We start from the raw sequence: 25,905 nt of genomic DNA, 5'->3' as shown, positions 1-25,905 counted from the left end.
GTCAAGACCATGACAGCCCCCACACAGTGCGGTTTCCCACATGCCTCAGGCTGGCAGGTCGATCCCCGCCTCCCGCATCTGGGCAAGCTTGTAGCGCAGAGTGCGCGGGCTGATGCCGAGTCGGTCGGCCACCGCCTTGCGGCTGCCGTTACAATCTTGCAGGGTGTCGAGGATGATCTGGTGCTCCTGCTGCTTGAGCTCGCTGCCGAGGCGATCGCCACCATAGCTGCGCTCCACGCTGACAAACTCCATCTCCTGCTCGTCCAGCTCCTCCAGAATGAGGTGGTCACAATTAATGACCCCGTCGGGGCTGAGGATCAGGGCACGCTGTACCACGTTGTCCAGCTCCCGCACGTTGCCGGGCCAGGGGTGAGCCAGCAGCCGTTCCCGCGAGGCATCCGTCAACTGTGGTGTCGGCAGCCCCTGCTGACTGGCATGAAGTGCCAGCAGGTGCTCCGCCAGCGGCAGAATGTCGCCGGGCCGCTCACAGAGGGCAGACCAGCGCAGCGGAAAGACGTTGAGGCGATAGTAGAGATCTTCGCGGAACAGACCATCCTGCACCGCTTTTTTCAAATCCCGGTTGCTGGTAGCGATGACCCGCACATCCAGCGGGATCATCTTGCGACTGCCGAGCCGCTCCACCTCTTTCTCCTGCAACACCCGCAGCAATTTGGCTTGCAGCCCCTGATCCATCTCGGTGATCTCGTCAAGCAGCAGGGTGCCCCCCTGCGCCTGCTCGAACTTGCCCGGGCACCCCTGTACCGCACCGGTGAAAGCCCCCTTCTCGTAGCCAAACAGGGTCGCCTCCAGCATGTTTTCCGGAATGGCGGCGCAGTTGATGGCGACGAAAGGCTGCTCGGCGCGGCTGGAGTTGTCGTGAATGTAACGGGCCAGCACCTCTTTACCCGTCCCGCTCGGGCCGGTCACCATCACGGTCGCTTCGCTTCTGGCCACCCGGGTCGCCAGCTGGAACAGCTCGGCAGTTTTGGGATCCCCGTAGACCACGGCACGTTTTTCCACCTTCTGAGCAGGCACATAGCGGCTGACCTGATTGAGCAGCACCTCCGGCGAAAAGGGCTTGGCCAGATAGTCGATGGCCCCTTCGCGCATGGCGCGCACCGCGCCGTCGATATTGGCGTAGGCGGTCATCAGCAACACAGGTATCTGCGGATATTGCTGGCGGATGGTAGCCAGCAGGGTGAGGCCGTCCATTCCCCCCATCTGGATATCGGAGATCACCATGTCAAACGGCTGACGGGAGAGGGCCAGCAGAGCACGCTCGCCGCTGTCCGCTTCGCGGCACTCATAACCGCCGAGCAAAAGGGTATCCACCAGCGCTTCGCGCAGGCCATTGTCATCTTCTACAACCAGGATCCGGGCCTGAGTCATGCTACACCTCCCACGACAGCCAACCTGGCCGCATTGATATGGCTCCCTCTCGGCAGGCACAGCTCCTTAACAAGGCTCATGCTGCACCTCCAAGTTGCACCTGCTGCTGATGCAGGGGGAACGACAGAGTAAAACAGGTGCCTTCACCGGGAACCGAGGCCACACCGACCTCCCCCTGATGGGCACGCACGACGGATTGCACCACCGCCAGCCCGAGGCCAGTGCCTTGGGAGCGGGTGGTAAAGAAGGGTTCGAATACCTGACCAAGCAGGTGAGAAGGGATCCCCTTGCCATTGTCGATGACACGCATCTCCACCCGGACACCACTGCGCACCGCGCTGACCAAGAGTGACGTGGCCCCCGCCTGCTGGGCATTGGCGATCAGGTTGTTGATGGCGCCCGCCAGTGCGCTGCTGTTGGCCAGCAGGCAGAGATCGGGCTCCGGCGCCTCTATGTGCAGTTCGCAGCCCTGTTGCTGACAGAAAGCCTCGGCACCAGCCTGCACTTCAGCCAGCAAGCCCTGTACCGAGATGGGGGTGACCACCTGATTGTCGCCATTGCGGGCAAACAGCAGGATGTCGTTGATCTGCTTCTCCAGATCTTGGAGGCGGGCCATCAGCTTTTGCTGAAACTGGCTGCGGGACTCCGGCTTGAGGGTACGGTTGGCCAGGTTGGCGGCATAGAGCATGGCGGCGGAGAGCGGAGTGCGGATCTGGTGGGCGAGCGAAGCCGCCATATTGCCCAGCGCCGACAGCCGCTTCATGTGGTTGATGCGATCCTGAAGCTTGCGGGTTTCAGTGAGGTCATTGATAAAGACCAGCTGGCCGCTCTGATCCGGCAGCGGCTGGGTAGAAAGCTGGACCCGTCGTCCATCGCGCAGGGAGATCTCGTGGCCATCATCCTCACGTGGTTCAAAACAGCGGGCAATGATGCGGCGCCAGAGCTCTCCTTCCAACGGCTCCCCCAGCAGGGAGATGGCTGCCGGATTCGCGCGGGTGACCACCCCAGCCCCGTCAAGCAGCAACACCCCGGTGGGGAGCGCCTTGAAGATGGCATAGAGCTGGCTCACTTCGTGGGACTGGAGTGGCATGTCCTGCTGCTGGATCGTCATAAACCTGACCTCAAACTGGCTATTTGGTCAGGTCATTCAATTTCCATGCCACTAAAATATGTTAATTAAAACAATAGATTGCATGTTAACGTCAAGGCTTTGACCCTTAAACGTCCTTGCTCATCCCGTACTTTTTCATCTTCTCTACCAGGGTGGTACGGCGCATGCCGAGCAGATCGGCGGCGCGGGCCACCACCCCGTCCTGCGACTCCAGCGCCTGGCGGATCAGCTCCACTTCAAGGTCGGCCAGCATCTCCTTGAGATTGACCCCCTCCTCCGGCAGTTGCATGGTGCGGGCAGAGGCGAGGGGGTGATCCAGCTCCGGCGGCTCCTGGAACACCGCCGCCAGCGCATCCCGCTCATCCATCTCGGTCAGCCGCTCATCCCGCGGCTCGCTCGGCAACAGACGATAACGACTCGGCAGATCCGCCACATCGACGATCTGTTGCGGGTAGAGGATAAGCAGCCGCTCCAGCAGGTTGGAAAGCTCGCGCACATTGCCCGGCCAGGGGTACTGCATCAGCGACTCCAGCGCCCGCTGGGTCAGACGGATCACACTGTGGTGCTGCTCCGCGTGACGGTTGAGCAACTCCTGCAGCAGCAGCGGAATGTCATCGATGCGATCCCGCAGTGGCGGGGTCTCAATGGGGAAGACGTTGAGGCGGTAGTAGAGATCTTCACGAAAACCCTGACTGCGGATCAATGCCTCCAGATCCCGATGGGTCGCCGCAATGATGCGCACATCGGCCTGAATGGGCTTGCCGCCACCGACCCTGTCGAACAGCCGCTCCTGCAATACCCGCAGCAGTTTGACCTGCATCGGCATCGGCATGTCGCCAATCTCGTCGAGGAACAGAGTGCCCCCCTGCGCCAGCTCGAAACGACCGCGACGAGCTGCGATGGCGCCGGTAAAGGCTCCCTTCTCGTGACCGAACAGTTCGCTCTCAAGCAACTCGGCAGGAATGGCACCACAGTTGATAGGCACAAAGGGGCCACTACTGCGGGCCGAGAGTTCGTGAATGGCACGGGCCACCACTTCTTTGCCGGTTCCCGATTCACCAAGGATCAGCACGTTGGCATCGGTCTCGGCCACCTGGCTGATGAGGCGGCGAACCTCCTGGATCCCCTTCCCTTTGCCCACCAGCAAACGCAGCAACGTCTGCCCCTTGTCGTGGGTCTGTTGACGGGGATGGAGAGAGACAAAAGCCTGACAGAAGTGCAGGTGACGAGTCAGCGACTCATAGGTAAAGGGGGCCTGGGCAACACCGATAAAGTTGCTGTTGGGCAGTTCCGCCTCAACCAGCGAGATAAAGGGGGTACGAGGGAAAGCGGCAAGTAACTCGGGCAAGGTGCGACCTGCCAGTTCACCCACCAGCACCCCTTGCAGTGGGCCAGAAGATTCGATGGCGACATCCAGGTCCCCTTCTGCGACATCCTGCCACAGGATCCCCATAAACGTGAGCACGGTTCCCAACTGCTGGCGCCGCTGCGCATCGGCATCAACAATCAACACGCCCATCTCCACCATATCCATCCCTCGCGATATCCTGAACTAACTTATTGTTTTATTTAGTAATAAAACAGCTACTGACTGTCTTTTTGCAGGCACACAAAGTGCCAAAAAACCGACACATTGTCAAAAATTGTCGTATTCAGGCTAAGTGTATCGATAGAAACGGGAGATTAGATAAATTTTGCCGAGGAATTTTCTGCATTGGCGCCGCTAGCAAACGCCGCCAATGGCGGAAAGAAAACTGCCCTCGTCAGAGGGCAGCATGCAATACGGTCAGATGAACTCAGTGGCTGTGGTGGTGATGCGGCGCCGCATAACGACACGCGGGAAAACGACTACAGGCCAGGAAGAGTCGACCGGCGTGGGGGCCTTTTTTCGCCTCCCGCTCCACCAGCGGCGCATCGCAGCGGGGGCAATGCTGCACCTCGAGCTCCTCGTCCTCCTCTACATCGGCGAACAGTCCATCGACCAGCTCACCCTCACTCTGTGGTGTCTCCACCATCCCCTTGGCCCGGATGGCAGGTTCGTGGAGCGACGAGGGCGAGACAGCCTCGGCATGGGCAGTGCGGCCACGCATCCCGGCACCGACATCCACGCCGTCCAGCAGCAGAGGGTTGAACGTCGGCTCGCGGCGCGCCCCGTGCGGCAGATCGTCAATCAAGGGTTCGCTGGTTTTGAGCAGCAGCGGCAAGATCTGTTCGCGCAGCTCTTCCACCAGATAGCTGGCACTTGCCGGGATCTGCAGCAACGGCAGACCGGCACTGTCACAGGCGGTTTTCAGAAAGAGATCCCGCGCCTTGCGCTTCTGATGGCGGTGGGAGCTGTCATCGAGTTCGATGGCACAGATAAAGGAGAGATCAGAAGGGTGGCAAAGCAGATAGTCGAAATGCTTGGCGCTGATCTTGTTGAAGTACTGCTGCCATTTGCTTTTGCCGATCCCGGCCTGCGGCGTCAGCACATCGGCCACCCGCACCTTGGCAAAGACCCGGGCCTTGTCACCCACCGCCAGATCCAGCACCCCGAGGAAGGATCGCTCGGCGGGACTGAACAGGGTCTCCTGCACATCATAGGGCAGGCGCTTTTGCTGTCTGCCTCTGCTCCAGAAGATCGCCAGCACAAGCAGCGCCAGCAACAACAATCCCGATAGGACAAGGGTATTCATGAGAGCACGATCCAGTTCACGACACGAAAGGGGAATTACTTTACCACAGCCGCCACGGAGCAAGGCAGCAGACCCGTGTATAGAAAGTGAAAAGTCCCGTCTTTTTATCTATTTGTCAGCAGGCGGGGGTTCATATGACCAGTTCCAGCAGGCACAATAGGGATAGAGCAAGAAATCCCATTTCAAGGAGAAGAGCAGGATGCAAAAGCAATTGGTGGTCACCGTGATCGGTGCAGACAAACCCGGGATCGTCGAGAGTCTGGCAGCTGTCATCAGCCGCGAACAGGGCAACTGGCTGGGCAGCGCCATGAGCGAACTGGCGGGCCAGTTTGCCGGTATCCTCCATGTCTCTGTCCCCGATGAGCACTATCGCAGCCTGTGCGAAGCACTGGCCCTGCTACCGGGTCTGACCATCAGCTTTGCCGAAGGGACACCGACCACCGAGCCAGCCCATCAAGTCATGATGACAGTGACCGGCAACGACCGCCCCGGTATCGTCCACGAAGTTGCCAGCATCCTGCGCCAGCTCGAGATCAACGTGGCCGATCTCACCACTGGCTGTGAACCGGCGCCCCACTCCGGCGCCCCTCTCTTCTATGCCCATGCGCTGGTTGCACTGCCCGACGGGCTCGCGATGGATACGCTTATCACCGCGCTGGAATCCCTCTCCGACGATCTGGTGGTCGACATCGACGAAGCGTTCAGCGAGCAGTAACAATACTGTCATTTATTTGTCATATATTAACGCCATAACTGCCGCGCAGACGCGACCTGAAACAGAGGCACAAGATGAGCACCGACAAGCAGTATGAAGAGAAAGAGCTGAGCTGGCTCTCATTCAATGAACGGGTGTTGCAAGAGGCAATGGACAAGACGGTGCCCCTCATCGAGCGGGTTCGTTTTCTGGGGATCTTCTCCTCCAACCAGGATGAGTTCTTCAAGGTACGGGTATCGGACGTCAAGCGTCGCATCCTCATCAATGAAGTACATGGTGGCGACGATGAAGCGAAAGTGCTGCTGCGCGCCATCCAGCAAAAAGTGATGGCGCTCGGTGAGGCGTTCGACAACACCTACAAGGAGCTGTTGATTGCGCTGGCTCGCCACAACATCTTCCTGGTCAACGAGAACCAGCTCTCCGATGCCATTCAGAAGTGGCTGCGGGTCTTCTTCAAGGAGAAGGTGCTGCGTCACATCATCCCGATCCTGCTCAACAAAGAGGTCAATCCGGTCAAATTCCTCAAGGATGAGTACACCTATCTGGCCATCGAGATGAAGAAGAACGGTCAGGTGATCCAGTACGCCCTGGTGGAAGTGCCGACCGACGACCTGCCCCGCTTCTTCCAGCTGCCGCCGGAAGGGACCCGCCGCAAGAAGCAGATCATCATTCTGGATAACGTCATCCGCTTCTGCCTCGACGAGATCTTCAAGGGCTTCTTCGACTACGACGAGATTGCCGCCTATGCGGTGAAGCTGACCCGGGATGCCGAATATGATCTCTCCGACCAGCTGGACTTGAGCCTGGTGGACAAGATGAGTGACGGCTTGAAGCAGCGCCTCACCGCCATGCCGGTGCGTTTCGTCTACGAGCGGGAGATGCCCGCCGCCATGATAAGCTTCCTGAAACTCAAGCTGCAGATCAGCTCCTACGACGCCATCATGCCGGGTGGGCGTTACCACAACTTCAAGGATTTCATCGGCTTCCCCAACGTGGGCCGTGACTATCTCGAAAACCCCAAACTGCCGGCCCTCGATTGCCGCGATTTTGACGGCTTCGTCAACGCCTTCGATGCCATCACCAAGCAGGATATTCTGCTCTACTACCCGTATCACAAGTTCCACCACTTCACCGAGTTGGTGCGCCAGGCGGCGTTCGATCCGGCGGTGAGCGCCATTCGCATCAACATTTATCGGGTGGCCAAGAAGTCGCGGATCATCCACTCCCTCATCGATGCCGCCAACAACGGCAAGAAGGTGACCGTGGTGGTTGAGCTGCGTGCCCGCTTCGACGAAGCGGCCAACATCGACTGGGCCAACATCCTCACCGATGCCGGGGTCAAGGTGGTGTTCGGGGTACCGAGCCTCAAGATCCATTCCAAGCTATGCCTCATCACTCGCCACGAAAATGGCGAGCCGGTGCGCTATGCCCACATCGGTACCGGTAACTTCAACGAGAAGACCGCCAAGATCTACACCGACTTCTCGCTGCTGACCCGCAATCCGGATATCACCGCCGAAGTAGAGGGGGTGTTTGAATATATCGAGTACCCCTATCGGCGCTACAAATTCAACCACCTGCTGGTCTCCCCCATCAACAGCAGACGTCAGCTCTATCGTCTCATCGACAACGAGCTATCCAACGCCAAGGCGGGCCAGCCGAGCGGCATCATCCTCAAGATCAACAATCTGGTGGACCGGGATCTCATCAACCGGCTCTATGCCGCCGGTCAGGCGGGCGTGCCGATCCAGATGCTAATCCGTGGCATGTGCGCCCTGCGGCCGGGCGTACCGGGTTTGAGTGACAACATCAAGGTGATCAGCATCATCGACCGCTTCCTCGAGCACCCGCGGGTGATGGTGTTCCACAACAAGGGCAACCCCCAGCTCTATATCTCCAGCGCTGACTGGATGAGCCGCAATATTGACGGCCGGATCGAGGTGGGCACGCCCATCTATGACGAGCGGCTCAAGCAGCGCATCATGGATATTCTCGAGCTACAACTGAGTGATACCTGCAAGGCGCGGGTGATCGATGCCGACCAGAAAAACGAATATGTGAAGCGGGGCAATCGCCGAAAAATCCGCTCTCAGGTCGCGATTTACGACTATCTCAAACGTATCGAGTCAAACAATGGACAATAGCCTCTACGCCGCCGTGGATCTCGGCTCCAACAGTTTTCACATGGTGATCGCCCATCTGAGCGAAGGGCGTTTTCGCATCGTCGATCGCATCAAGGAGCGGGTGCGTCTGGCCGAGGGGATGGACGAGCAGAAGCGCATGAGCCCGGAGGCGATGGAACGCGGCCTCGCCTGTCTGTCACTCTTTGCCGAACGGCTCACCAATATCAAACCGGATCAAATTCGTATTGCCGGTACCTACACCCTGCGCCGCGCCAGTAACGCCCGTGAATTCGTCAGCGAAGCAGCCAAGGTACTCAACCACCCCATCGAGATCATCAGCGGCCAGGAAGAGGCGCGCCTCATCTATCAGGGGGTCGCCCATACCCAGCATATTGAAGGTCAGGTACTGGTGATCGACATTGGTGGCGGCAGCACTGAGCTCATCATAGGTGAGGGGTTTGAGCACAAGGCCCTCACCAGTCGCAAGATGGGCTGCGTCAGCTTTACCCAGAGCTTCTTTGGCAGCGGCAAGCTGAGCGACAAGCACTTCAGCAATGCGGTACTGGAAGCGCAGCACCAACTCGCCCCCATCGTCAATCAGTACCGCAAGCTGGGCTGGCAGAGCAGTCTTGGCAGCTCAGGTTCAATTCGCACCGTGCGCGACGTGCTGCAGGGTGAGGGGCTGACTGACGGCAGCATTACGCTGGAGGGGCTGGAACAGCTCAAAGCCCTGATGATCGAACGCAAGCGAGTCGATAACCTCAAACTGGTCGGGCTTACCGAGGAGCGTCAGGAGGTGTTTGCCGCTGCGGTCGCCATCCTGCTCGGGCTGTTTACCTCGCTGCCCATAGAGCGGCTCGACTACTCCGATGGTGCGCTGCGCGAAGGGTTGCTTTATGAATTCGAGGAACGCTTGCAGCACCACGATATTCGCGAGCGTACCGCGCAGGCGCTCGGCACCCACTACCGGATGGACCGCAAACAAGCAGCCCGGGTTGAGCAGAGCGTACTGACCCTGTTTGATGCCCTGCAAGAGCCCTGGCAGATGGAGATTGAGCCCTATCGCGCCATCCTCGGCTGGGCAGCGCGGCTGCACGAAATCGGCCTTGCCATCAACTACAGCGGCATTCATCGCCACTCAGCCTATATCCTGCAACACACCGACCTGCCTGGCTTCAACCAGGACGATCAGGCGCTGCTGGCTGCGCTGGTACGCTTTCAGCGCAAGGGGCTCAAGCTCTCCGAGCTGCCGCCCCTACCCAACCACGACATGCAGACGGTGCTGCGCTGCATCCGCATCCTGCGCCTCGCAGTCGCCGCTCACCACAAGCGTCAGGACAACCTGCTGCCTGAGTGGAAAGTCGCAGTGCAAGGGGATCAGCTGGTCGTGACCCTGCCGATCGACTGGTGCGAGGAGAACCGTCTCCTGATGCAGAATCTGGAGAAGGAACACCGCTACTGTCAGGAGCAGGGCTGGCCACTGTTGTTCCAGCTCGGCTAAACCGGAAAGATAAATAAAAAAGGCAGCCCACTGGCTGCCTTTTGCATCTCAATCTCCCGATTACTGCAACTCGGGCAACAACCACTTGGCCATCTCGAAGTAGATGATAAGGCCGGTGCCATCCACCAGTGTCGCGATGAATGGCGCAGAGACCACCGCCGGATCGATGCGGAAACGACGCAGCACCATGGGAATAATGGACGCGACCGTAGCACTCCAGAGCACGATAGCGATGATGGTAAAGGTCACCACCATGCCAATCTGGGGACCGACGCCGAGACTCCATGCCCGTACCCAGGCCGCCATGGCAATGGCACCCGAGATGAGCAAACCGGTGGAGAGCTCCTTTTTCAGCACGGTGCCGAGATTGCGCAGACTCACCTCCCCGACCGCCATGGCACGTACTATGGTGGTGGTGATCTGGGTGCCGCTGTTACCGCCAGTACCGATCAGGAGCGGAATAAAGAAGGCCAGCGCAATGGCCGCTTCCAACTGCTCCTCGAATGCCCGCAGCACGGTGCCAGTGTAAGCTTCCGCCACAAACAGGATGAGCAGCCAGCCCACCCGTTTGCGCCACAGCTGCCAGGGCGTCGCCTGCAAGTAAGGGGTATCGAGCGGTGATGAGCCCCCTTGCATCTCGGCATCCTCGGTAGATTCGAGCTCCAGAATATCCGCCGCATCATCGACGTGGAAAATACCGACCAGTCGCCCCTGATCCTCGACCGGCAATACCGACAGGTCGCGGTCGATCAGCAGGCGCGCAGCCAACTCCTGATCCGCACGGGCGTTGATCCGCACAGTCTCCCGATCCATCAGGGTCGCGACGTTGGCCAGCGGGTCAGCGATCAGCAAGGTCTTGAGGGAGAGGCTCCCTTGCAGACGACCATCCCCGTTGACCACATAGATATGGCGAAACAGCTGGGCATTATCCCAAGCATCGTGGATCAGCTGTTTAGCGTGACCGACCGTGTCCTCCTCCCGCACCGCCAGATATTCGTGGCGCATGTTGGCCCCCACCGACTCGGTGGGCCAATCCAGCAGGGAGTAATACATGGCCTGCGCCTGGGTCGGGAAGCGAGCCAGCAACATGGTGCGATCCTGACGACCCAGTTTGCGCAGGATGGCGACCATCTCACGGCGGGGAATAGCCTCCTGCAACACGCTGACGATGCTGCCATGGAGCCGCTGCAACAGGCGCCCGGCACTCTCGGCCGAGAGTGAACCAAGCAGTTCGGCCCCTTGCGGAATTGGCAGGGTATCAAAGATGCAGTTGAGCTCTTCCGGACGCAGGGTCAGCAGTTGATCGGCGCGCTGAACCGGATCCAGATTATGTTCCAGCCAACCCTGCAGGGCGGCCAGATCGAGCAGTTGGTGACGGTTAAGAATGGTATGTGTTTTCTTCATCACAGATATCCTCATGTGATTTCAGGCGAGCCTGAATGCCTCCGGAAATAACCGGATGCAACGACAAGAAAACAGCAATTTGATTGACGAGTAATAGGCAGGAAATGACGCCGTTCGGCGTGTCATCATCCCCACGTACCAGCTTTAGCACTGTATAACGTATCCGGCATGCCGGAAGCCACTTGGGTTTACACCTTAATCCGATGAAAACTGTCCTGATCTTGGGCGTCTCTGGACGTCGTGAGATCAGTGGCCTGTGTTTATACAGGAGCCTCGCCTAACGAGATGCTGCAAATAATTCGCACAACCCTCTGTTGTGCGGGCGGCATGATTATCCAATCCCGCAGGGAGGTCAACCCCGCAACCACCATTAAATTGGCAACGGCAACAGCTTGTTACAATTGGCAGGAGATGACACGGAACCAATTTTCATAGTCTGGACAAAAGAAAAGGCCCCAAAGGGGCCCTTCTTTAATTAGCGAATATAGTCAAATAGCGTCAGACGGCTTATTTTGCTGAAAGAGAGTTGTGAGGCACTCAATGCCGCATCCTCTTTTGACAGCGCGGAAATCACTTCATAGAGATCCGCTTCCGACACCTTGGCTCTCGCCTCGGCGTTGAGGGTACTCAATCCCTCATTGGAGCCCATAGCCTGCTCCAGACTGTTCATCCGGCCGCCCAACTCACCCAACCCATGATCAATATTCAGGCGGGCATTCTTCATATGAACGGTAGCATCGGCTATTTTCTGCTCGAAGGTCTCGGCAGAAATAGCCGGATCTCGCAGAGCCGTAATAAAGTCCGACATACCATTCAATATGTTGTCATTCTTCGGTGGATTAAGATCAAACTGCTGAGCCGCACCACCTGCAGGCAAATCAAGGGTCAACTCCAGACCATTAAAGGGGATCTTGGTGCCAGCAGTGTAGTTACCCGTTTGCAACGTATTGCCACCGGCATCCTTGATATCATAGGTATCAGGCGGACCTATGGTGGTTGATACGGTATAAGTGTTGCTGGGCAGTGCCGAGTTATAATTGGACTTATAGAAATTATCAAAGTTACCCTGATCGCCTATCCCGACCTTGATATTTGCGGTGGTTGCACTGGCGGTTCTTCTGGTCGCCACGATTTCAAACAGATCCTGCCCGGAATCATTGGCAGCGATTTGTACTGTGGGTGAGACCTGAATATTTCGCTGACCTGGATCACCCTGATAAATATATTTTCCGTTGACGTCTTTTATATATGGCTGGGTCTTGCTCTGATTGCCACCAAATATAAATTCACCCGATGAGTTTTTGCTATTCATCAGGTCGAACATCTGCTGCTGCAACCCTTCAAGCTCGCTGGCGATGGCCTTGCGATCATCCATGCTGATAGCGCCATTATTTGACTTCTGGATCAGGGTCTGGGCACTGAGCATCGCCGTATTAAGAGAATCCAATACTGTCTCTTCATGCCCCAGGCTGTTTTCCAGCAAGCTGCCATTGACACTGTACTGCTTGAACAGGTCAATCTCCTTGGTCAGTGCCATCTTCTGACTCATCCCTGCGGGATCTTCTCCAGCTGTCTGAAATTTATTGCCGGTTTGCAGTTGTTGATAGGCAGTATTCAACCGCTCGTTGGCACTGTTGAGGGAATATAAATTCCGGTCGTAGATCATGTTGGTGGTGATGCGCATGACGTTACCTCACGGAAGAGAGCAGTGTATCGAAAATGGTTTTGGCCGTGCTGACGATTTGCGCCGATGCCGCATAGGATTGCTGGAAGCGGATCAGATTGGCCGCCTCCTCCTCCAGATTGACCCCTGACACGCTTTCAAAGATGCCGGTGCTCTGGATAAGCTTGGACTCATTGGCCTTGAGCAGCGTTTTTGCCTGACTGGTATTGTTACCCACTTCCATCACCAACCCGGAATAGGCCTGATTGAAGGTCATCTTGTCGTTGGTCGTCCCGCCATTGGTGCTCTTGCGCACCAGATCCTTGTTTTGCAGCTCGGCCAGAACCAGGCCATTGCTGTTATCGGCAAAGCCATTGCTGTTGTAACTGAGCTTGAAGCTGTCACCGGCATCCACCGTGCCGGTGATGCTGAACTCGTAGCCGGGGGCCTGTTTCGGGTTGGCATAGACTGTGGCTCCGGCGGGGAAAGGGTTGACGATCGCAGACATCAGGTTTTGCCCCTTGCTGCTCGCGGGGGCCGTGCCAATCAAGGTAGTGCCATCGGCTTGAAACACCTGATAGTTACCACTGCCATCGATTTTGACCACCTGAGGCGCTGTCGGGCTCAGACTATTGGTACCAAAACCTGACCCCGCACCTGTATTGAATACGCCACCCAGTTTGATATCCGCCCCGCCGCCATTATTGGTGGTCTTTTCCGCTTTAAGCGGAGAGGCCAGGGCCAAATCTTCCGGTCGGGTGATCAGCTGACCCAGACCGGCGGCCGCACTTTTGGTGGGTTGCAGCAACAGTTTGTCACCCGCAGCCGGCGTGCCGGTGAGATCGATCGAGATCCCGTGTCCGGGCAGCTCAAAGGTCGCTGGCGGCATGGTCCCCGTGCTCACAGAGGTACGATTACCAGACTTGTCCAGCGAGAACACCTCATAACCGGTGGCGCTGCTAAAGCGCACTTCGTAATCAAACGGGGTCACTGATGTCCCCTTGCCCGGCACAAAGCTGACATTCGCCCCGACCGTCCCGGTGTTATTGCCGTAGGGTAAGCCCTTGCTGGTAGGCAGGGTGAAAATATCGCCGCCAATCTCGTTATCCAGATCCATCCCGAGGCGGTTCTGCTGGTTCATCGCATCCGCCATCGCCACGGCCAGCTGCCCCAGTTCGCGCTTGGTAGGCTCAAGGTCGGTACGCGCCTTGAACAGCCCCCCCATGGCGCCACCAAACGTATCGTGGTCGATGGTTGCCTGATTATCCCCCAGAGTCAGTTGCAGCTCCTGATCCCGGGAGTCAGGATCTCCTGCAATCACCTTGAACTGGGCGACGCCCCCATCGAGGATCAGCGAATGGCCGGTGCTCATATTGACCAGCATGCTGCCGTTGGGTTGGGCTACGGTGCGAATATCCATCTTTTCCGACAGCTGACGGATCGCCTCATCCCGCTGATCAAACAGCATCAGGTTCTCTTCGGGTGACCCCTGGGTGCGGATGATGGCCTGATTAAGATCATTGATGCTGGTGAGCAGGCTGTTGACCTGCTTGGTTTCATCTTCAATGCGGGTGTTGAGGGTATCGCTCTGCTTGTCGAGCTGCGCCGAGAGGGTATGAAAACGGTTGACCATGCCACTCAACTCCGTCATCACCACCTTGCGCCCACCGATCTCGGCAGGCGATTCATTGGCTGAGTGAAATGACTTGAAGTAGGAGGTAATGGTCGCCCCCACGCTGTTGCTGGTATCCCCAAGCAAGCTGTCAACGCCAGCCAGCTGTTCATAATGGGTCAGGGAGGCATGATAGGCAGAGGTATCACGGCGCACCTCCCCCTGCATATAGTCGTTGATCACCCGCTCGGTCTTGATGTCACCGGTCCCCAGACCGATGGTATTGGTATACACCAGCGTACGCTCACGCACATAGCCCTGGCTATTGACGTTCACTATGTTGTTACTGGTGGTCTGCAGCAAGCGTTGCTGTGCCAGCACGCCCGATGAACCAATCCCAAGCAGGTCGCTTGCCATACGTTACAGCTCCATCTCGTTATATTGGGCAATGGCATCACTGCGCAATACCTGTTTCAATTTTCTGGCGTAGTGCGGGTCGGTGGCATACCCCGCCTGTTGCAGCGCCTCGAAGTAGCGATCAGGACTATCCACCTTCGCAAGGGCTCCCTTGTAGCGAGAGCCGGAAGTGAGGAAGTCCACATAGTCGTTGAAGCTCTCTTCAAACGACTCATAAGAGCGAAATGCCGCTTTCTGGCGGGAGGCGACGCCTTGCTCATACTCGAGCGTGCTGACCACCGCCTTTGGCCCTTCCCAGCGCGGATCGGCCTTGATGCCAAACAGGTTATGGGTCACCTGCCCCTCTCCATCCTTGATCACCCGCTTGCCCCAACCGCTCTCCAGCGCCGCCTGAGCGACCAGTACCGCCGGGCTTAACCCCAGCTTGTCGGCCGCTTTCTTGGCCAGCGGCATCAGGCGATTGACGAACTCTTCCGGCGTATCGAACTCCTTGCTCCCACTACCGGTGGCACTGCCCTCTTCGCTGGTCATGCGTCCCATGGGCGGAATGCTGCGGTGCGGTCGACGGGGCATAGTGAGTGCGTGACTCTCCTTTGCCCCCTCGGTCATCTCTTTTTCAGCAAAATCTTTGCCAACTTTTGATGCCGAGATCAAATCATCTGCAGCGGCCGTGGGTGGCTGATAGGGTTTGTAGGTCCGTTCGGTGCGCTGCGGCATCTTGAGCACCCGTCCATCCTGATGGGTAAAGGTCTCGGGAGAGAGCTGCTTGGCCACCATGTCAGCCAATCCCAGCCCGCCCTTGCTGGTCATGTCGGCAACCCGCTGCTCATCCAGCATCCCTTCATAGAACTGGGTATAGCTGCTGTTCATCGGGTTGTCCTGAGTCAACACCCCGTTGGCCTGACGCATGCTCTGAAACAGCATCTGGGTAAAGATTGACTCGAACTGGCGCGACGCACTCTTGAGCGCTTCGGCCTGTCCCTCTTTGCTTTGGCTCATCTGGCGCAGACGATCCAGGTTCTTGATGTCCTGTACCATCCCGAGATTCATGCCGCTGTTGCTGTCAAACTCCGCCATTTTGCTTACCTCATTGCCACCCGTGGCAACCACTTGCCGCTTGTTACAATATGACCAGTTGCCCCTCGATGGCGCCTGCCTGCTGCAGCGCCTCAAGGATGGCCATCAAATCACCGGGGGCGACCCCGACCTGATTGACCGCTCGGACCAGATCGTCCAGGGTCGCACCGGTATCAAACTTGAACATCCGCCCCGGCTCCTGCTGGACATTGATGGTCGAGTTGTTGGTCACCGTCGTCTCTCCTCCCGCCAACGGGTTGGGCTGGGAGACCTGCTGGTTTTCGGCGATGGTCACCGTCAACCCGCCGTGGCTGATAGCCGCCGGTTTGAGCTTGACCTGACTGCCGATCACTATGGTTCCGGTGCGGGAGTTAACGATGATCTTGGCCGCCTCGTTGGCCGGTTCCACCTCCAGATTCTCGATGGTGGCGAGATAGGAGACGCGTTGACCCGGATCCCGCGGGGCATAGACCTTGACCGAAGTGGCATCGAGCGCCTGAGCGGTATTGGGCCCCACCAGATCGTTGACCACATCGGCCAGACGGCGCGCCGTAGTAAAGTCGGGGCGGTTAAGGTTGAAGGTGATAGTGTCACCCTGACTGAAGGAGTTGGGCACCTCCCGCTCCACGGTCGCACCGTTGGCAATCCGCCCGACAGTCGGGGTATTGATCACTACCTTGGAACCATCAGCCCCCTCGGCCCCCAGACCACCGACCACCAGACTGCCCTGGGCGACCGCATAAACCCGCCCATCGAGCCCTTTCAGGAAGCTTTGCAGCAGAGTGCCGCCCCGCAGGCTCTTGGCCTCGCCGATGGCAGAGACCGTCACGTCGATGGTCTGGCCCGGCTTGGAGAAGGGGGGCAGGTCGGCATGGATCGCCACCGGCGCCACATCCTTGATCTTGGGCTTGATGTTATCCGGCACCTTGATGCCAAAATTGTTGAGCATGGTACGGAAGGTCTGCTCGGTGAAGGCGTTGTTCTTCTCGCCAGTGCCGGGCAACCCCACCACCAGACCGTAACCAATCAGCTGGTTGTTACGCACCCCTTCAACCGAGCTGATGTCCTTGATCCGGGCCGCATTGGCTACACCCAAGGGCAGCAGACAGCAAAGCAGAGTGACAAGACGGAGTGACTTCATAACATCTCCTAGAGCGGCCACCAGGGACCATTGAAAAAGCTGGTAAGCCACCCTTGCTCCTGGCTATTGGCCAGATCGCCGGTACCACCGTAGTAAATGCGGGCATTGGCCACTTTCTGGGACGAAACGCTGTTATCAGATGTCACATCCTCCGGGCGAATAAGGCCGGTGATCCGGATATATTCATTGCCATTGTTGAGCATGATCCACTTCTCACCACGCACCACCAGATTGCCGTTGGGCAGCACCTTGGCCACGCTGACCGAAATATTGCCCTGCAGGCTGTTGCTCTGATCCGCCTTGGCCTGGCCCTTGAACGCGCTGTCTTGAGCAATGGAGGCTGAGAGATCATAGGGGCTGGCGGTCACGGGCACGCCACCCAACTTGACCGGGTCCAGATTGAACTTGTTATTCTTGCCACTCTGAGTATTGGCCTTTTTCGAGGCGGAGGTCGACTCCGACAACTCGATGGTAATGATGTCGCCTACCTTGTGTGCCTTGATATCCGAATAGATGCCATTGACCTGATCCGGCTGGAAAATCGCCCCTGTCGGTCGCACCGACACCGGCTCCGACTCCCCGTAGACGGGGGAAAACTCGGGATCATCAGGCTTGGGCGTATTGGGAGTGCTGCTACACCCTCCCAGCACCAGCAATCCCAGCATCCATACGGCTTTCATCATGCACCTCCTAATTAGGTACGCTGGATCAGGAAGGACATCATGCCGTCCACGGCGGAGAGCACCTTGGAGTTCATCTCGTAGACCCGCTGAGCCTGAATGAGGTTCACCAGCTCTTCGGTCACGTTGACGTTGGAAGTCTCCAGCATCCCCTGCTTGATCACCCCCAAGCCATCGGCACCGGCAGTCCCCTGCGCGGCAGCACCGCTGGACTGGGTCTCGACGAACATGTTCTCCCCCATCGGCTGCAAGCCGCTTGCGTTGACGAAGTCGGAGATATTGATCTGACCGACCACCTGAGAAGCGCCATCCCCCTTGAGCTGCACCGAGACCTGGCCATCTTCACCCACCGTAACGCTCTGGGCGTTTTCCGGGATCTGGATTTCCGGTTGCAGCGGGTAACCATTACCCGGGGTCACTATGGTCCCTTCATCGTTGAGGGTGAACTGACCGTTGCGGGTATAGGCAGCACTGCCATCCGGCAGCTGAATTTCAAAGTAGCCACGACCACTGATCATCAAATCGAGCGAGTTGTCGGTGGTTTGCACATTGCCCTGGCTGTGGTTTTTCTGGGTCGCCACCACCTTGGCACCCGCCCCCAGCATCAAGCCGGAGGGGAGCTCGGTATCGGCAGAAGAGCGGCCACCTGGCTGGTTGATGTTTTGATACAGCAGATCTTCAAAGATGGCCCGTGACTTTTTGAAGCCCACGGTGCTGGCGTTCGCCAGGTTGTTCGAGGTGACCGAAATATTGGTCTGCTGTGCATCCAACCCGGTCTTGCTGATCCAGAGTGCAGGATTCATAGTGTAACTCCTTGATTAGCTGATTCGCAGCAGTTGGGTTTGAGCTTCATCATTCTCTTCGGCCGTCTTCATGATTTTGACCTGGGTTTCGAACTGACGTTGCAGCCGGATCAGGTTGGTCATCTCATCCACCACATTGACGTTGCTCCCCTCAAGGGAGCCGGCAATCAGGCCAACGTTGGCAGAGGCGGGTTCATTCTGACCATCTTTGCGGCGAAACAGACCATCTTGGCCCTTCTCCACCGCATCGGCGGCCGGGTTGACCAGCTTGATCCGCTGAAAATCTTCCGGCAAGTTGGCGGCAGCCCCCTCAGGACGACCGCTGATGGTGCCATCCCGATTGATCTCGAGTTTTTCCATCGGCATAGGCAACACGATTGGCTGACCACCGTCATCCACCACATTCAGTCCGGTCGAGGTCTGCAAGTTGCCGGTCGCATTGACCTGCAAATTCCCCATGCGGGTATAGGCCTCACCGCCCTTGGGATCCTGCACGGCAATCCAGCCCGGACCATCCACAGCCACGTCCAGATCCCGTCCGGTGGTCATCAGCATGCCATGCTGCAAGTTCTGCCCCGGGCGCTCAGCCATGGCAAAGACCCGGCTTGGCAAGCCCTCTCCGAACGCCTGCATGCTTCTCGCCTGCTCAAAATCGGACTTGAAGCCGGTGGTATTGGCATTGGCGAGGTTGTTGCCGCGAACAGCCAGGCTGTTCATGGTCTCTTTGGCCCCGGACATGGCGATATAAAGCAGGTGATCCATGGAATTCTCCGTCAAACAGATGACTCTGACAGGAGAAATGCAATTAGAGTGCCAACAGCAGAAATATGGGGGGGGTAAGGAGGATGGGAATGCGACAGAAACAGAGAGGGGGCCAAGCCCCCTCTCATTATCGTTTATTGCGCGATTAACGGATCTGCAGGATGGTCTGCTGTAGCGAGCTGTTGACCTCCAGAGAACGGGAGTTGGCCTGGAAGTTACGTTGAGCAGTGATCAGGTCCACAAGCTCGGAGGTCAAATCCACGTTGGACTGCTCCAGGGAGGATGATTTGATGGTGCCAAATGTCCCTGAGTTTGGCGTCCCCGGCAAGGCATCGCCAGAGAGCAGAGACTGACGCCAGGAGGTATCGCCAACTTGAGTCAATCCTTGCGAGTTGGCAAACTTGGCCATTGCCACCATGGCCACCTTGATGGTGGTTGCGTTACTGTAAGTCGCGGACACGATGCCGTCAGGAGTGATCTCCACCTTGGTCAACCGTCCGACAGTGGAACCATCCTGAGTCAACTTGTTGACTTCAAACGGTGAAGCATACTGGGTCACCGTTCCGAAGTTGATATCCACCTGCTGAGTGGGATCTGCACCATTGGTGATAATGCCAGCGCCTGTCGGGGGCGCGGCTCCCAATTGCTCTGTCTTGATGGTCGCCGGTGTAGTCGGGGTAATCATCTTGCCATCAGCCCCGAAGGTAACTCTTGCGCCAGCAGGCGCCTGACTCAAACCAGTCGCCATAGTGGGTGTGACACCACCGACAATATCAATAGGCTTATCACCTTGGTAGAGGTACATACGCCAAGCAGTAGGATTGGCGGGTTTGGTCAGATCTGCCGGGTCAGCCTCTTTGACAAAATATTGCGTGATGGTATGCGGCTCACCCAGTGAGTCATAAATCACCACAGAAGTTGAAGAGGAATATGTTTTCGAATCTTTGGGGTCAAAAGTAGAGGCATCACCCACCGCATTACCTGCGGGCAGGGGCGCCGCTGTCGATGGCAGGTTGAAACTGGCGTCAATCTTGGTTGTCTTGATTGGTTCACCGGCCTTGTCAGGTATCTGAATCGGCTTGGTCGCATTGATACTTACCGCCTTAGGCGTGCCATCGGCGTTGATTTCATAACCTTGCAGGTAATGCCCCTGATTATTGACCATGTAGCTGTTTTCATTGAGCTTGAAGGCACCGGCACGGGTGTAGGTGCGATCCAGGTTGGTCAGACCGTCAGAGGTCACAAAGAAGCCGTTACCCTGAATAGCCAGATCCAGTGCGTTATTGGTAAATTGCAGCGCCCCCTGGTGGAACTGCTGAGCAACTGCACCTGTCGCTACACCGTTACCGACCTGGGTCTTGGCATTGACAAAGATGGAGTTGGCGTAGACATCCGCAAACTCGGCACGGGACTCTTTAAAGCCCATGGTGTTAACGTTGGCAATGTTGTTGGCGGTGACGTTCAAGTCTTTTTGTGCCGCGTTGACACCGCTCAAGGCATTGTTAAATGACATATCCAGCTCCTTAGATCGATGCTGTCGACGTGGTTTTTGACGGTGTAACCGTCTGGTTTGAATTAGTTCCTGAAATTTGCAAGATGCTACTCAACAGCGTGCTACCCAAGCCTTTCACGTTAAGCATTGTCGGATTGCTCGCATTGCCCAGCGCCACACTATCCACCTTGCCGTAAGCATAAGCAGCAATACTTTCGGATTTGCCATCCAGAGTACCGCTTGCCTTAATCACATATTTACCTGACTTGACCCGCTTTCCATCTTTGTCTGTGCCATCCCAGGCAACTTCAACGTTGCCTCGCTGCTCCCCTTCGAGAGAGAATTCCTTGATAACCTGGCCTTTTTCATCTTCGATGGTGACCTTGACGCTCGAATATTTATTCGTCGTTCCCACAGCCACAACACCGGGGAGAGAGCCCTCCTTATCCAGATAGCCGGTATTGCTCTGCAACAGCACATTTTGTCCCACCAATGCGGAGGCTTGCAGTGCCTGACTGGAGATCATCTGGTCATTAAGCTTACCCATCTGAGTGGACAAACTGCTGATCCCCTCAGATGTCGACATGGATGCCATCTGGGAGAGCATCTGGGCGTTATCAACAGGCTTGAAAGGATCCTGATACGACAGCTGCATGGTCAGCAGCTTTAGAAAGGAAGCCTGATCCAGCTCTTTCTTGGGCGTCGTGGTGGTGCCTGTCGTCTGGGTCGTGGTACGGCTTATACCGTTAGCACTGTTGGTTGTATCGACCATGCTGCATCCCTCCTATCAGGATTTGCCAAGCTGGAGCGTCTGCTGCAGCATTTTCTTGGCCGAATCAGCAACCTGTACGTTGGTCTGGTAGCTGCGCGAGGCGTTGATCATGTCGGCCATCTCTTCAACCATGTTGACGTTTGGCTTGAAGATAAAACCGTCTTTGTCCGCCATCGGGTGGTTGGGGTTGTGCTCCTTGAGCAGTGGCGCCTTGCTCTCGACAATCCCTTTCACCTCAACCCCGACCGAGCCCTGCTTGTCAGACATCGCCTGATCTAGCTGGGCGGCAAAGACTGGCCGTCTGGCGTGGTAAGTATTTTCCACACTGGAGCTGACGCTGTCCGCGTTGGCCATGTTGCTGGCAACCGTGTTGAGGCGCACTGACTGTGCACTCATAGCCGAGCCTGCTATGTCAAAGACCTTGAACAAACTCATCACTGCTCTCCTTTCAGGGCCTTGAGCAGGCCACTGATCTTGCTATTCATAAATTCAAGGGAGGTTTGATACTCGAGGCTATTACGCAGAAATTCGCTGCGCTCCTGCTGCACATCGACTGTATTGCCGTCACCGGTATCCGGCTGCAACGGGTTTCGATATTGCACAGTACCCGGAGCGTCCATATTCAAGGCAAAGTGCTTTTCGCTGGTCGTTGCCAAACCAAAACCCTGATGCGACTGAGCCTCCTGCAATGCCTGAGCAAAATTGATATCCCTGGCTTTGAAGCCTGGGGTATCTGCGTTGGCAATATTGCTGGAAAGCACCTCAGCACGCTTGGCGCGAACGCTTATGGTGTGTTGATGCACACCGAATGCCTTGTCAAATGAAAGAGCCATAGCACACCTCCTGCTTGGTATATTTTGTTTGCAAGAGGTGTGCCATAAGCAAATCTCTCAGTTCGATGGTTTGGGTATGAGCACATTTCAGACCGAAAACGGCAGGAGCATCTCACGCATTGAGTCACACGGCATCATTTGGCCACCTTAAGGCTTCAACCACTTTTGCAGTGGCGAGATATGGTAGGTAAATAGAAAGACTGAGCTGTAGATAAAGAAAGAGGGAAGCTCGCTGCTTCCCTCTTTGTATGAACTGGCTATATCCGGTAAAACCCCGAATATCAAGGCGATCAGGCCTATTTGACCTTGTAGACAATCCCCGGATTGCAGCGGATCATCTCAAACCGATCGGTCAACCCAGCCAGTGACTCCGACGCTCCCAGCATCAGATATCCACCGGGGTTGAGACTGGCAGCAAACTGGTTGAGGATCTTCGACTTCACTTCCGGCGCAAAATAGATGAGCACGTTACGGCAAAAGATAATGTCAAACTTGCCGAGCAGACTATAACTCTCCAGCAAGTTGAGTGGCCGGAAGGTGGTCAATTTTCTGACTCGCTCGGCAACCCGCATCTTGTTGTCACCGTAAGGCTCAAAAAACATCTTCTTGCGCTCCGGTGACAAACCGCGCGCCAGAGCAAGGCTATCGTAAACGCCTTCCTTACACTGATTGAGCATGGTCGTCGAAATATCCGTCCCGACAATCTGCACGCCACCAGGCAAGGTACCCGGCTTTTTCATCTGCTGTTCCAGTGCCGTCATGGCAATGGAATAGGGTTCCTGACCTGACGAGGATGCAGCCGACCAGATCTTGATGGGGCGGCCACTTTTCCCCAACTCGGGGAAAATCTTGTCGGTAAGAAGCTGAAACGGATAGGTATCACGAAACCAGAGGGTCTCGTTGGTCGTCATGGCATCCACCACGGCCATTTTCAGGTCACGCTCTCGCACACTCATTGCACGGGTAACCAGATCAGACAGACTCTCGATGCCAAACTGAGCCATCAAAGGTGAAAGACGGCTCTTCACCAGATACTGTTTGTTATCCCCCAGCACAATTCCGCTCTGTACCGCCAGAAAGTTGCTGAACTGTTTGTATAAGTCGTCCGAAAGTGTCTTCATGCAGCTGTTCTTCTTTATTAGAGTGCGTTTTGTACGGCCTTGGCCAATTCATCAGGCTGGAACTTGGCGATAAAATTGTTCGCACCAACTTTCTGCACCATTGCCTGGTTGAATACTCCACTGAGCGAGGTATGCAGAATAACATGCAAATCCTTGAGATTGGGATTATTCCGGATCTCGGCAGTGAAGGTATAACCATCCATTTCCGGCATTTCGATATCCGAAATAACCAGCGCAACCTGATCCTTGATAGGACCATTTTTGGTCATTTCCAGCAGCATGTTCAATGCTTCGCGACCATCTTTTGCCAACACGCACTCGACGCCGATGGCCTCAAGCGCACGTTGTACCTGTTTGCGTGCTACTGAGGAGTCATCCGCAACAAGAACAGGACGCCCCAGAGTCGGGTGGTCGACACTGGCCTGAACCAACTCCTCACTAACATCCGTTGCAACCGGCGAAATTTCGTTCAATATCCGCTCAACATCAAGAATTTCGACCAACTCGCCGTCGACTTCAGTCACGGCAGTCATGTAGTTGATGCGACCCGCACCTTTAGGCGGAGGCAGGATGGATTCCCAGTTCATATTGATGATGCGCTCGACCGAATGCACCAGAAAACCCTGAATAGAGCGGTTGTACTCGGAGATGATAATGAAGCATTTGCTCAGATCATCAATCGGGCGTTTGCCAACCGCCATGCTGAGGTCGATGACCGAGATAGTCTGGCCACGAATATGTGCGACCCCGCGGATGCAGGAGTTCAGTTTGGGCATCACGGTCAAGGGGGGACACTGCAACACTTCACGCACTTTGAATACGTTGATGCCAAATCTTTGACGTCCATTGAGACGAAACAACAACAACTCCAGCCGGTTTTGCCCCACTAGCTGGGTACGTTGGTTGACCGAGTCCAGGATACTGGCCATAAACACTCCCTAAAAACGCTTGGCATTAATCATGCATGCGTGATGGATTGCGTCAGACTATCGATGTGACAACGAACAGATTCTGAAGCAATCATAGTTAAATATGGTGATATGCGTGAACAACTTATCGACCAACGAGCGAAAATGATTAACCGACTTTTACTCATCAGCCTCTTTTTTGGCAGCATATCTTCCAGCTACGCCTCGGACGTCACTACTTATCTGCAAGAAAAGGCACAAGAGTTCGTTTACAGCCAGCTGGATATTCCGTTGGATGCCAGAGCCGAGGTCACCTCTGCCACGCTGGATGAACGGCTCCCACTGACCCGCTGCGAAGATCTGCTCACTATCAGCTTACCAGCAAAAATGGAAATTCGCCGTAATACAACAGTTTACCTTAAATGTGAGGAAGAGAGGCCCTGGGACGTCTATCTCCCGGTGCGGGTCAGCATTCAAAAACCCTATGTCACTGTGACCAACCCCATCGCCAAGGGGGACCTGCTGAGTGAAAGCCAGCTGGTGTTGGCCTACCAGGATCAGACCCTCATCCGCGGCGACTACCTGACAGACACGGCACCTCTTGTCGGAGTACGCAGCAAGCGGGAGCTAAAACCTGGGCAACCCATCCGTTTGAGCCAGGTTTGTGTCGTGTGCAAAGGGGATCAGGTCACCCTGACGGCAGAAAATAGCAACTTCCAGATCAAAACCATGGCCCGAGCCTTGCAAGATGGCAGCTTCGGAGAGATCATCAAACTCGTCAATATTCGCTCCGGCAAAACCGTTGAGGGTAAAGTCAGTGCAGTAGGTGCCGTATCGGTCACTTTTTAAATCCGGATCCTTGACAACTTTTTTCTAAAGTTTTGATCTGCCGCACCGATAAACAGGTAAGCAAACCTTAAAGCAGACGAAGGTAACTAAAATGGCCATCAACAATATCAACAACTTGGCGAATAATCGGTTGCAAAATACCGCTAATAGCCAGGGGACAGGCAGCAAGTCAGTCACCTCATCGCCCGAAAACAAAGCGGCTACTGTCAAGCTGGACTCCGTCTCCTTGACCAGTGAGGCGCAACAATTGCAAAAGATGCAACAAAACCTCAATACCGCCTCGACCGGCAATGAGAGCAAGGTCGAACGGCTGAAAAAAGCCGTCGCGAGTGGCGAATATCAGGTTAACAGCGACACTGTGGCCAAGAAGATGTTCAGTTTCGAGGCCAATCTGGACAAAGTTCTGGGATGATGGATTTACCTTCGTTACTGCACACCCAAGATGATTACCTCAGCCAGATGCAAGGCATTCTGGAAGAGGAGTTCAGCTTGCTCGAACAGCATCAGGCACTGGCCCTGCCCGCACTGACCGAGCGCAAACAGCAGTTGCTTGCTGCGATAGAAACCCTGGACAAGGCTCTGGCAGAGATGCCGGAACTGGCACTGCAGCTGGCAGCCTATCCCGACGAGATGGCACAGCTTCGTGCAAAACTGGATGCCTGCCAGGCACAAAATGATATCAACGGTCGCTTGCTTGAATTGAGCATCGTATCAAACCGTCGTCTGGCAACCTTTCTGAGTCAGCTGCGCGATCGCAACAGCCTCACCTATGACGCCAAGGGCAACACTCGCTCTGGCACCCGCTCCTACGGTATCAAGGCCTGACATCTCTTATCAGGCCTTGCATTTTTGCTCTC

General features: G+C 56.2%; 24 protein-coding genes and 1 riboswitch. Of the genes, 6 read left to right on the top strand and 18 right to left on the bottom strand.

Annotated features, from left to right (window positions below; genetic code table 11):
- Positions 1-45: 45 nt before the first annotated feature.
- The 4 genes from LRL22_RS01395 to LRL22_RS01380 all read right to left on the bottom strand — a co-directional run bounded on the left by LRL22_RS01395 (position 46) and on the right by LRL22_RS01380 (position 5,175).
- Positions 46-1,389 carry a sigma-54-dependent transcriptional regulator gene (locus LRL22_RS01395; RefSeq protein WP_270904534.1) on the bottom strand — a complete coding sequence of 448 codons (1,344 nt, stop codon included), beginning with the start codon at positions 1,387-1,389 and terminating at the stop codon, positions 46-48.
- Positions 1,390-1,465: 76 nt separating this feature from the next.
- Positions 1,466-2,500, bottom strand: a complete 1,035-nt coding sequence (locus LRL22_RS01390) for a sensor histidine kinase (RefSeq protein WP_216954098.1) — start codon at positions 2,498-2,500, stop codon at positions 1,466-1,468.
- A 106-nt stretch (positions 2,501-2,606) separates the two neighbouring features.
- Positions 2,607-4,028 (bottom strand): sigma-54 dependent transcriptional regulator, encoded by a 1,422-nt coding sequence (locus LRL22_RS01385; RefSeq protein WP_216954401.1) that lies wholly within the window; start codon positions 4,026-4,028, stop codon positions 2,607-2,609.
- A 268-nt stretch (positions 4,029-4,296) separates the two neighbouring features.
- Complete coding sequence (locus tag LRL22_RS01380) at positions 4,297-5,175, bottom strand: DUF2726 domain-containing protein (RefSeq protein WP_270904533.1); 879 nt, start codon at positions 5,173-5,175, stop codon at positions 4,297-4,299.
- Positions 5,176-5,374: 199 nt separating this feature from the next.
- Between LRL22_RS01380 and LRL22_RS01375 the strand changes: the two genes are divergently transcribed.
- From LRL22_RS01375 to ppx, 3 genes are all read left to right on the top strand, one after another.
- Positions 5,375-5,890: a glycine cleavage system protein R gene (locus LRL22_RS01375; protein ID WP_005350673.1), complete on the top strand. Its 516-nt coding sequence runs from the start codon at positions 5,375-5,377 to the stop codon at positions 5,888-5,890.
- A 74-nt stretch (positions 5,891-5,964) separates the two neighbouring features.
- A complete protein-coding gene (gene ppk1, locus LRL22_RS01370) occupies positions 5,965-8,034 on the top strand; it encodes a polyphosphate kinase 1 (protein ID WP_270904532.1) in 2,070 nt (689 codons plus the stop codon).
- Positions 8,024-9,514, top strand: a complete 1,491-nt coding sequence (gene ppx, locus LRL22_RS01365; protein WP_270904531.1) for an exopolyphosphatase — start codon at positions 8,024-8,026, stop codon at positions 9,512-9,514. The genes ppk1 and ppx overlap by 11 nt, the downstream gene beginning before the upstream one ends.
- A 60-nt stretch (positions 9,515-9,574) precedes the next feature.
- Here the strand turns inward: ppx and mgtE are convergent, their stop codons facing one another.
- The 14 genes from mgtE to LRL22_RS01295 all read right to left on the bottom strand — a co-directional run bounded on the left by mgtE (position 9,575) and on the right by LRL22_RS01295 (position 24,220).
- Complete coding sequence (gene mgtE / locus LRL22_RS01360) at positions 9,575-10,918, bottom strand: magnesium transporter (protein WP_005359519.1); 1,344 nt, start codon at positions 10,916-10,918, stop codon at positions 9,575-9,577.
- Positions 10,919-11,040: 122 nt separating this feature from the next.
- Positions 11,041-11,210: riboswitch (M-box (ykoK) riboswitch) on the bottom strand.
- Between the two features lie 183 nt (positions 11,211-11,393).
- Positions 11,394-12,602 carry a flagellar hook-associated protein FlgL gene (flgL, locus tag LRL22_RS01355; RefSeq protein WP_076492068.1) on the bottom strand — a complete coding sequence of 403 codons (1,209 nt, stop codon included), beginning with the start codon at positions 12,600-12,602 and terminating at the stop codon, positions 11,394-11,396.
- Between the two features lie 4 nt (positions 12,603-12,606).
- Positions 12,607-14,610: a flagellar hook-associated protein FlgK gene (flgK, locus tag LRL22_RS01350; protein ID WP_270904530.1), complete on the bottom strand. Its 2,004-nt coding sequence runs from the start codon at positions 14,608-14,610 to the stop codon at positions 12,607-12,609.
- A 3-nt stretch (positions 14,611-14,613) separates the two neighbouring features.
- Positions 14,614-15,687, bottom strand: coding sequence for a flagellar assembly peptidoglycan hydrolase FlgJ (gene flgJ / locus LRL22_RS01345; protein ID WP_270904529.1), 1,074 nt, complete (start codon positions 15,685-15,687; stop codon positions 14,614-14,616).
- A 43-nt stretch (positions 15,688-15,730) separates the two neighbouring features.
- The gene (locus LRL22_RS01340; protein ID WP_158113252.1) at positions 15,731-16,828 is read right to left on the bottom strand and encodes a flagellar basal body P-ring protein FlgI; all 1,098 of its coding nucleotides are present in this window, start codon (positions 16,826-16,828) and stop codon (positions 15,731-15,733) included.
- A gap of 8 nt (positions 16,829-16,836) precedes the next feature.
- Positions 16,837-17,508, bottom strand: coding sequence for a flagellar basal body L-ring protein FlgH (flgH, locus tag LRL22_RS01335; RefSeq protein ID WP_005350662.1), 672 nt, complete (start codon positions 17,506-17,508; stop codon positions 16,837-16,839).
- Positions 17,509-17,522: 14 nt separating this feature from the next.
- Positions 17,523-18,311, bottom strand: coding sequence for a flagellar basal-body rod protein FlgG (flgG, locus tag LRL22_RS01330; RefSeq protein ID WP_005334158.1), 789 nt, complete (start codon positions 18,309-18,311; stop codon positions 17,523-17,525).
- A gap of 15 nt (positions 18,312-18,326) precedes the next feature.
- Positions 18,327-19,073, bottom strand: a complete 747-nt coding sequence (gene flgF / locus LRL22_RS01325) for a flagellar basal-body rod protein FlgF (protein WP_005334159.1) — start codon at positions 19,071-19,073, stop codon at positions 18,327-18,329.
- Positions 19,074-19,218: 145 nt separating this feature from the next.
- Positions 19,219-20,586 carry a flagellar hook protein FlgE gene (gene flgE, locus LRL22_RS01320; RefSeq protein ID WP_019446134.1) on the bottom strand — a complete coding sequence of 456 codons (1,368 nt, stop codon included), beginning with the start codon at positions 20,584-20,586 and terminating at the stop codon, positions 19,219-19,221.
- Between the two features lie 10 nt (positions 20,587-20,596).
- Positions 20,597-21,337 carry a flagellar hook assembly protein FlgD gene (locus LRL22_RS01315; protein ID WP_019446133.1) on the bottom strand — a complete coding sequence of 247 codons (741 nt, stop codon included), beginning with the start codon at positions 21,335-21,337 and terminating at the stop codon, positions 20,597-20,599.
- A gap of 15 nt (positions 21,338-21,352) precedes the next feature.
- Positions 21,353-21,772 (bottom strand): flagellar basal body rod protein FlgC, encoded by a 420-nt coding sequence (gene flgC, locus LRL22_RS01310; protein WP_270904528.1) that lies wholly within the window; start codon positions 21,770-21,772, stop codon positions 21,353-21,355.
- Complete coding sequence (gene flgB, locus LRL22_RS01305) at positions 21,772-22,170, bottom strand: flagellar basal body rod protein FlgB (RefSeq protein WP_005334169.1); 399 nt, start codon at positions 22,168-22,170, stop codon at positions 21,772-21,774. Before flgB ends, flgC begins: the two co-directional genes overlap by 1 nt.
- 296 nt (positions 22,171-22,466) lie before the next feature.
- The gene (locus LRL22_RS01300) at positions 22,467-23,291 is read right to left on the bottom strand and encodes a CheR family methyltransferase (protein ID WP_005350656.1); all 825 of its coding nucleotides are present in this window, start codon (positions 23,289-23,291) and stop codon (positions 22,467-22,469) included.
- A 17-nt stretch (positions 23,292-23,308) separates the two neighbouring features.
- Positions 23,309-24,220: a chemotaxis protein CheV gene (locus LRL22_RS01295; protein WP_005334174.1), complete on the bottom strand. Its 912-nt coding sequence runs from the start codon at positions 24,218-24,220 to the stop codon at positions 23,309-23,311.
- Between the two features lie 144 nt (positions 24,221-24,364).
- On the opposite strand from LRL22_RS01295, the gene flgA reads away from it, so the two are divergent.
- The 3 genes from flgA to LRL22_RS01280 all read left to right on the top strand — a co-directional run bounded on the left by flgA (position 24,365) and on the right by LRL22_RS01280 (position 25,873).
- Entirely contained in the window at positions 24,365-25,048 is a 684-nt protein-coding gene (flgA, locus tag LRL22_RS01290; RefSeq protein ID WP_005334175.1) for a flagellar basal body P-ring formation chaperone FlgA, read from the top strand.
- A 91-nt stretch (positions 25,049-25,139) separates the two neighbouring features.
- Positions 25,140-25,460 (top strand): flagellar biosynthesis anti-sigma factor FlgM, encoded by a 321-nt coding sequence (flgM, locus tag LRL22_RS01285; protein ID WP_270904527.1) that lies wholly within the window; start codon positions 25,140-25,142, stop codon positions 25,458-25,460.
- Complete coding sequence (locus LRL22_RS01280; protein WP_162895324.1) at positions 25,457-25,873, top strand: flagella synthesis protein FlgN; 417 nt, start codon at positions 25,457-25,459, stop codon at positions 25,871-25,873. Before flgM ends, LRL22_RS01280 begins: the two co-directional genes overlap by 4 nt.
- Positions 25,874-25,905: the final 32 nt, after the last annotated feature.

This window comes from Aeromonas sp. PI_26 (assembly GCF_027854445.1).
GTDB lineage: Bacteria > Pseudomonadota > Gammaproteobacteria > Enterobacterales > Aeromonadaceae > Aeromonas > Aeromonas veronii.
This window is presented reverse-complemented; position numbering and strand designations above follow the sequence as displayed.

Coding starts and splice junctions, on each gene's coding strand:
- flgJ (WP_270904529.1), bottom strand. CDS start 15,687: ATGGCGGAGTTTGACAGCAACAGCGGCATGAATCTCGGGATGGTACAG.
- flgA (WP_005334175.1), top strand. CDS start 24,365: ATGATTAACCGACTTTTACTCATCAGCCTCTTTTTTGGCAGCATATCT.
- flgK (WP_270904530.1), bottom strand. CDS start 14,610: ATGGCAAGCGACCTGCTTGGGATTGGTTCATCGGGCGTGCTGGCACAG.
- LRL22_RS01295 (WP_005334174.1), bottom strand. CDS start 24,220: ATGGCCAGTATCCTGGACTCGGTCAACCAACGTACCCAGCTAGTGGGG.
- LRL22_RS01340 (WP_158113252.1), bottom strand. CDS start 16,828: ATGAAGTCACTCCGTCTTGTCACTCTGCTTTGCTGTCTGCTGCCCTTG.
- flgH (WP_005350662.1), bottom strand. CDS start 17,508: ATGAAAGCCGTATGGATGCTGGGATTGCTGGTGCTGGGAGGGTGTAGC.
- flgF (WP_005334159.1), bottom strand. CDS start 19,073: ATGGATCACCTGCTTTATATCGCCATGTCCGGGGCCAAAGAGACCATG.
- flgL (WP_076492068.1), bottom strand. CDS start 12,602: ATGCGCATCACCACCAACATGATCTACGACCGGAATTTATATTCCCTC.
- flgC (WP_270904528.1), bottom strand. CDS start 21,772: ATGAGTTTGTTCAAGGTCTTTGACATAGCAGGCTCGGCTATGAGTGCA.
- LRL22_RS01315 (WP_019446133.1), bottom strand. CDS start 21,337: ATGGTCGATACAACCAACAGTGCTAACGGTATAAGCCGTACCACGACC.
- flgB (WP_005334169.1), bottom strand. CDS start 22,170: ATGGCTCTTTCATTTGACAAGGCATTCGGTGTGCATCAACACACCATA.
- LRL22_RS01280 (WP_162895324.1), top strand. CDS start 25,457: ATGATGGATTTACCTTCGTTACTGCACACCCAAGATGATTACCTCAGC.
- flgE (WP_019446134.1), bottom strand. CDS start 20,586: ATGTCATTTAACAATGCCTTGAGCGGTGTCAACGCGGCACAAAAAGAC.
- LRL22_RS01375 (WP_005350673.1), top strand. CDS start 5,375: ATGCAAAAGCAATTGGTGGTCACCGTGATCGGTGCAGACAAACCCGGG.
- mgtE (WP_005359519.1), bottom strand. CDS start 10,918: ATGAAGAAAACACATACCATTCTTAACCGTCACCAACTGCTCGATCTG.
- LRL22_RS01385 (WP_216954401.1), bottom strand. CDS start 4,028: ATGGTGGAGATGGGCGTGTTGATTGTTGATGCCGATGCGCAGCGGCGC.
- ppk1 (WP_270904532.1), top strand. CDS start 5,965: ATGAGCACCGACAAGCAGTATGAAGAGAAAGAGCTGAGCTGGCTCTCA.
- ppx (WP_270904531.1), top strand. CDS start 8,024: ATGGACAATAGCCTCTACGCCGCCGTGGATCTCGGCTCCAACAGTTTT.
- LRL22_RS01395 (WP_270904534.1), bottom strand. CDS start 1,389: ATGACTCAGGCCCGGATCCTGGTTGTAGAAGATGACAATGGCCTGCGC.
- flgG (WP_005334158.1), bottom strand. CDS start 18,311: ATGAATCCTGCACTCTGGATCAGCAAGACCGGGTTGGATGCACAGCAG.
- flgM (WP_270904527.1), top strand. CDS start 25,140: ATGGCCATCAACAATATCAACAACTTGGCGAATAATCGGTTGCAAAAT.
- LRL22_RS01390 (WP_216954098.1), bottom strand. CDS start 2,500: ATGACGATCCAGCAGCAGGACATGCCACTCCAGTCCCACGAAGTGAGC.
- LRL22_RS01300 (WP_005350656.1), bottom strand. CDS start 23,291: ATGAAGACACTTTCGGACGACTTATACAAACAGTTCAGCAACTTTCTG.
- LRL22_RS01380 (WP_270904533.1), bottom strand. CDS start 5,175: ATGAATACCCTTGTCCTATCGGGATTGTTGTTGCTGGCGCTGCTTGTG.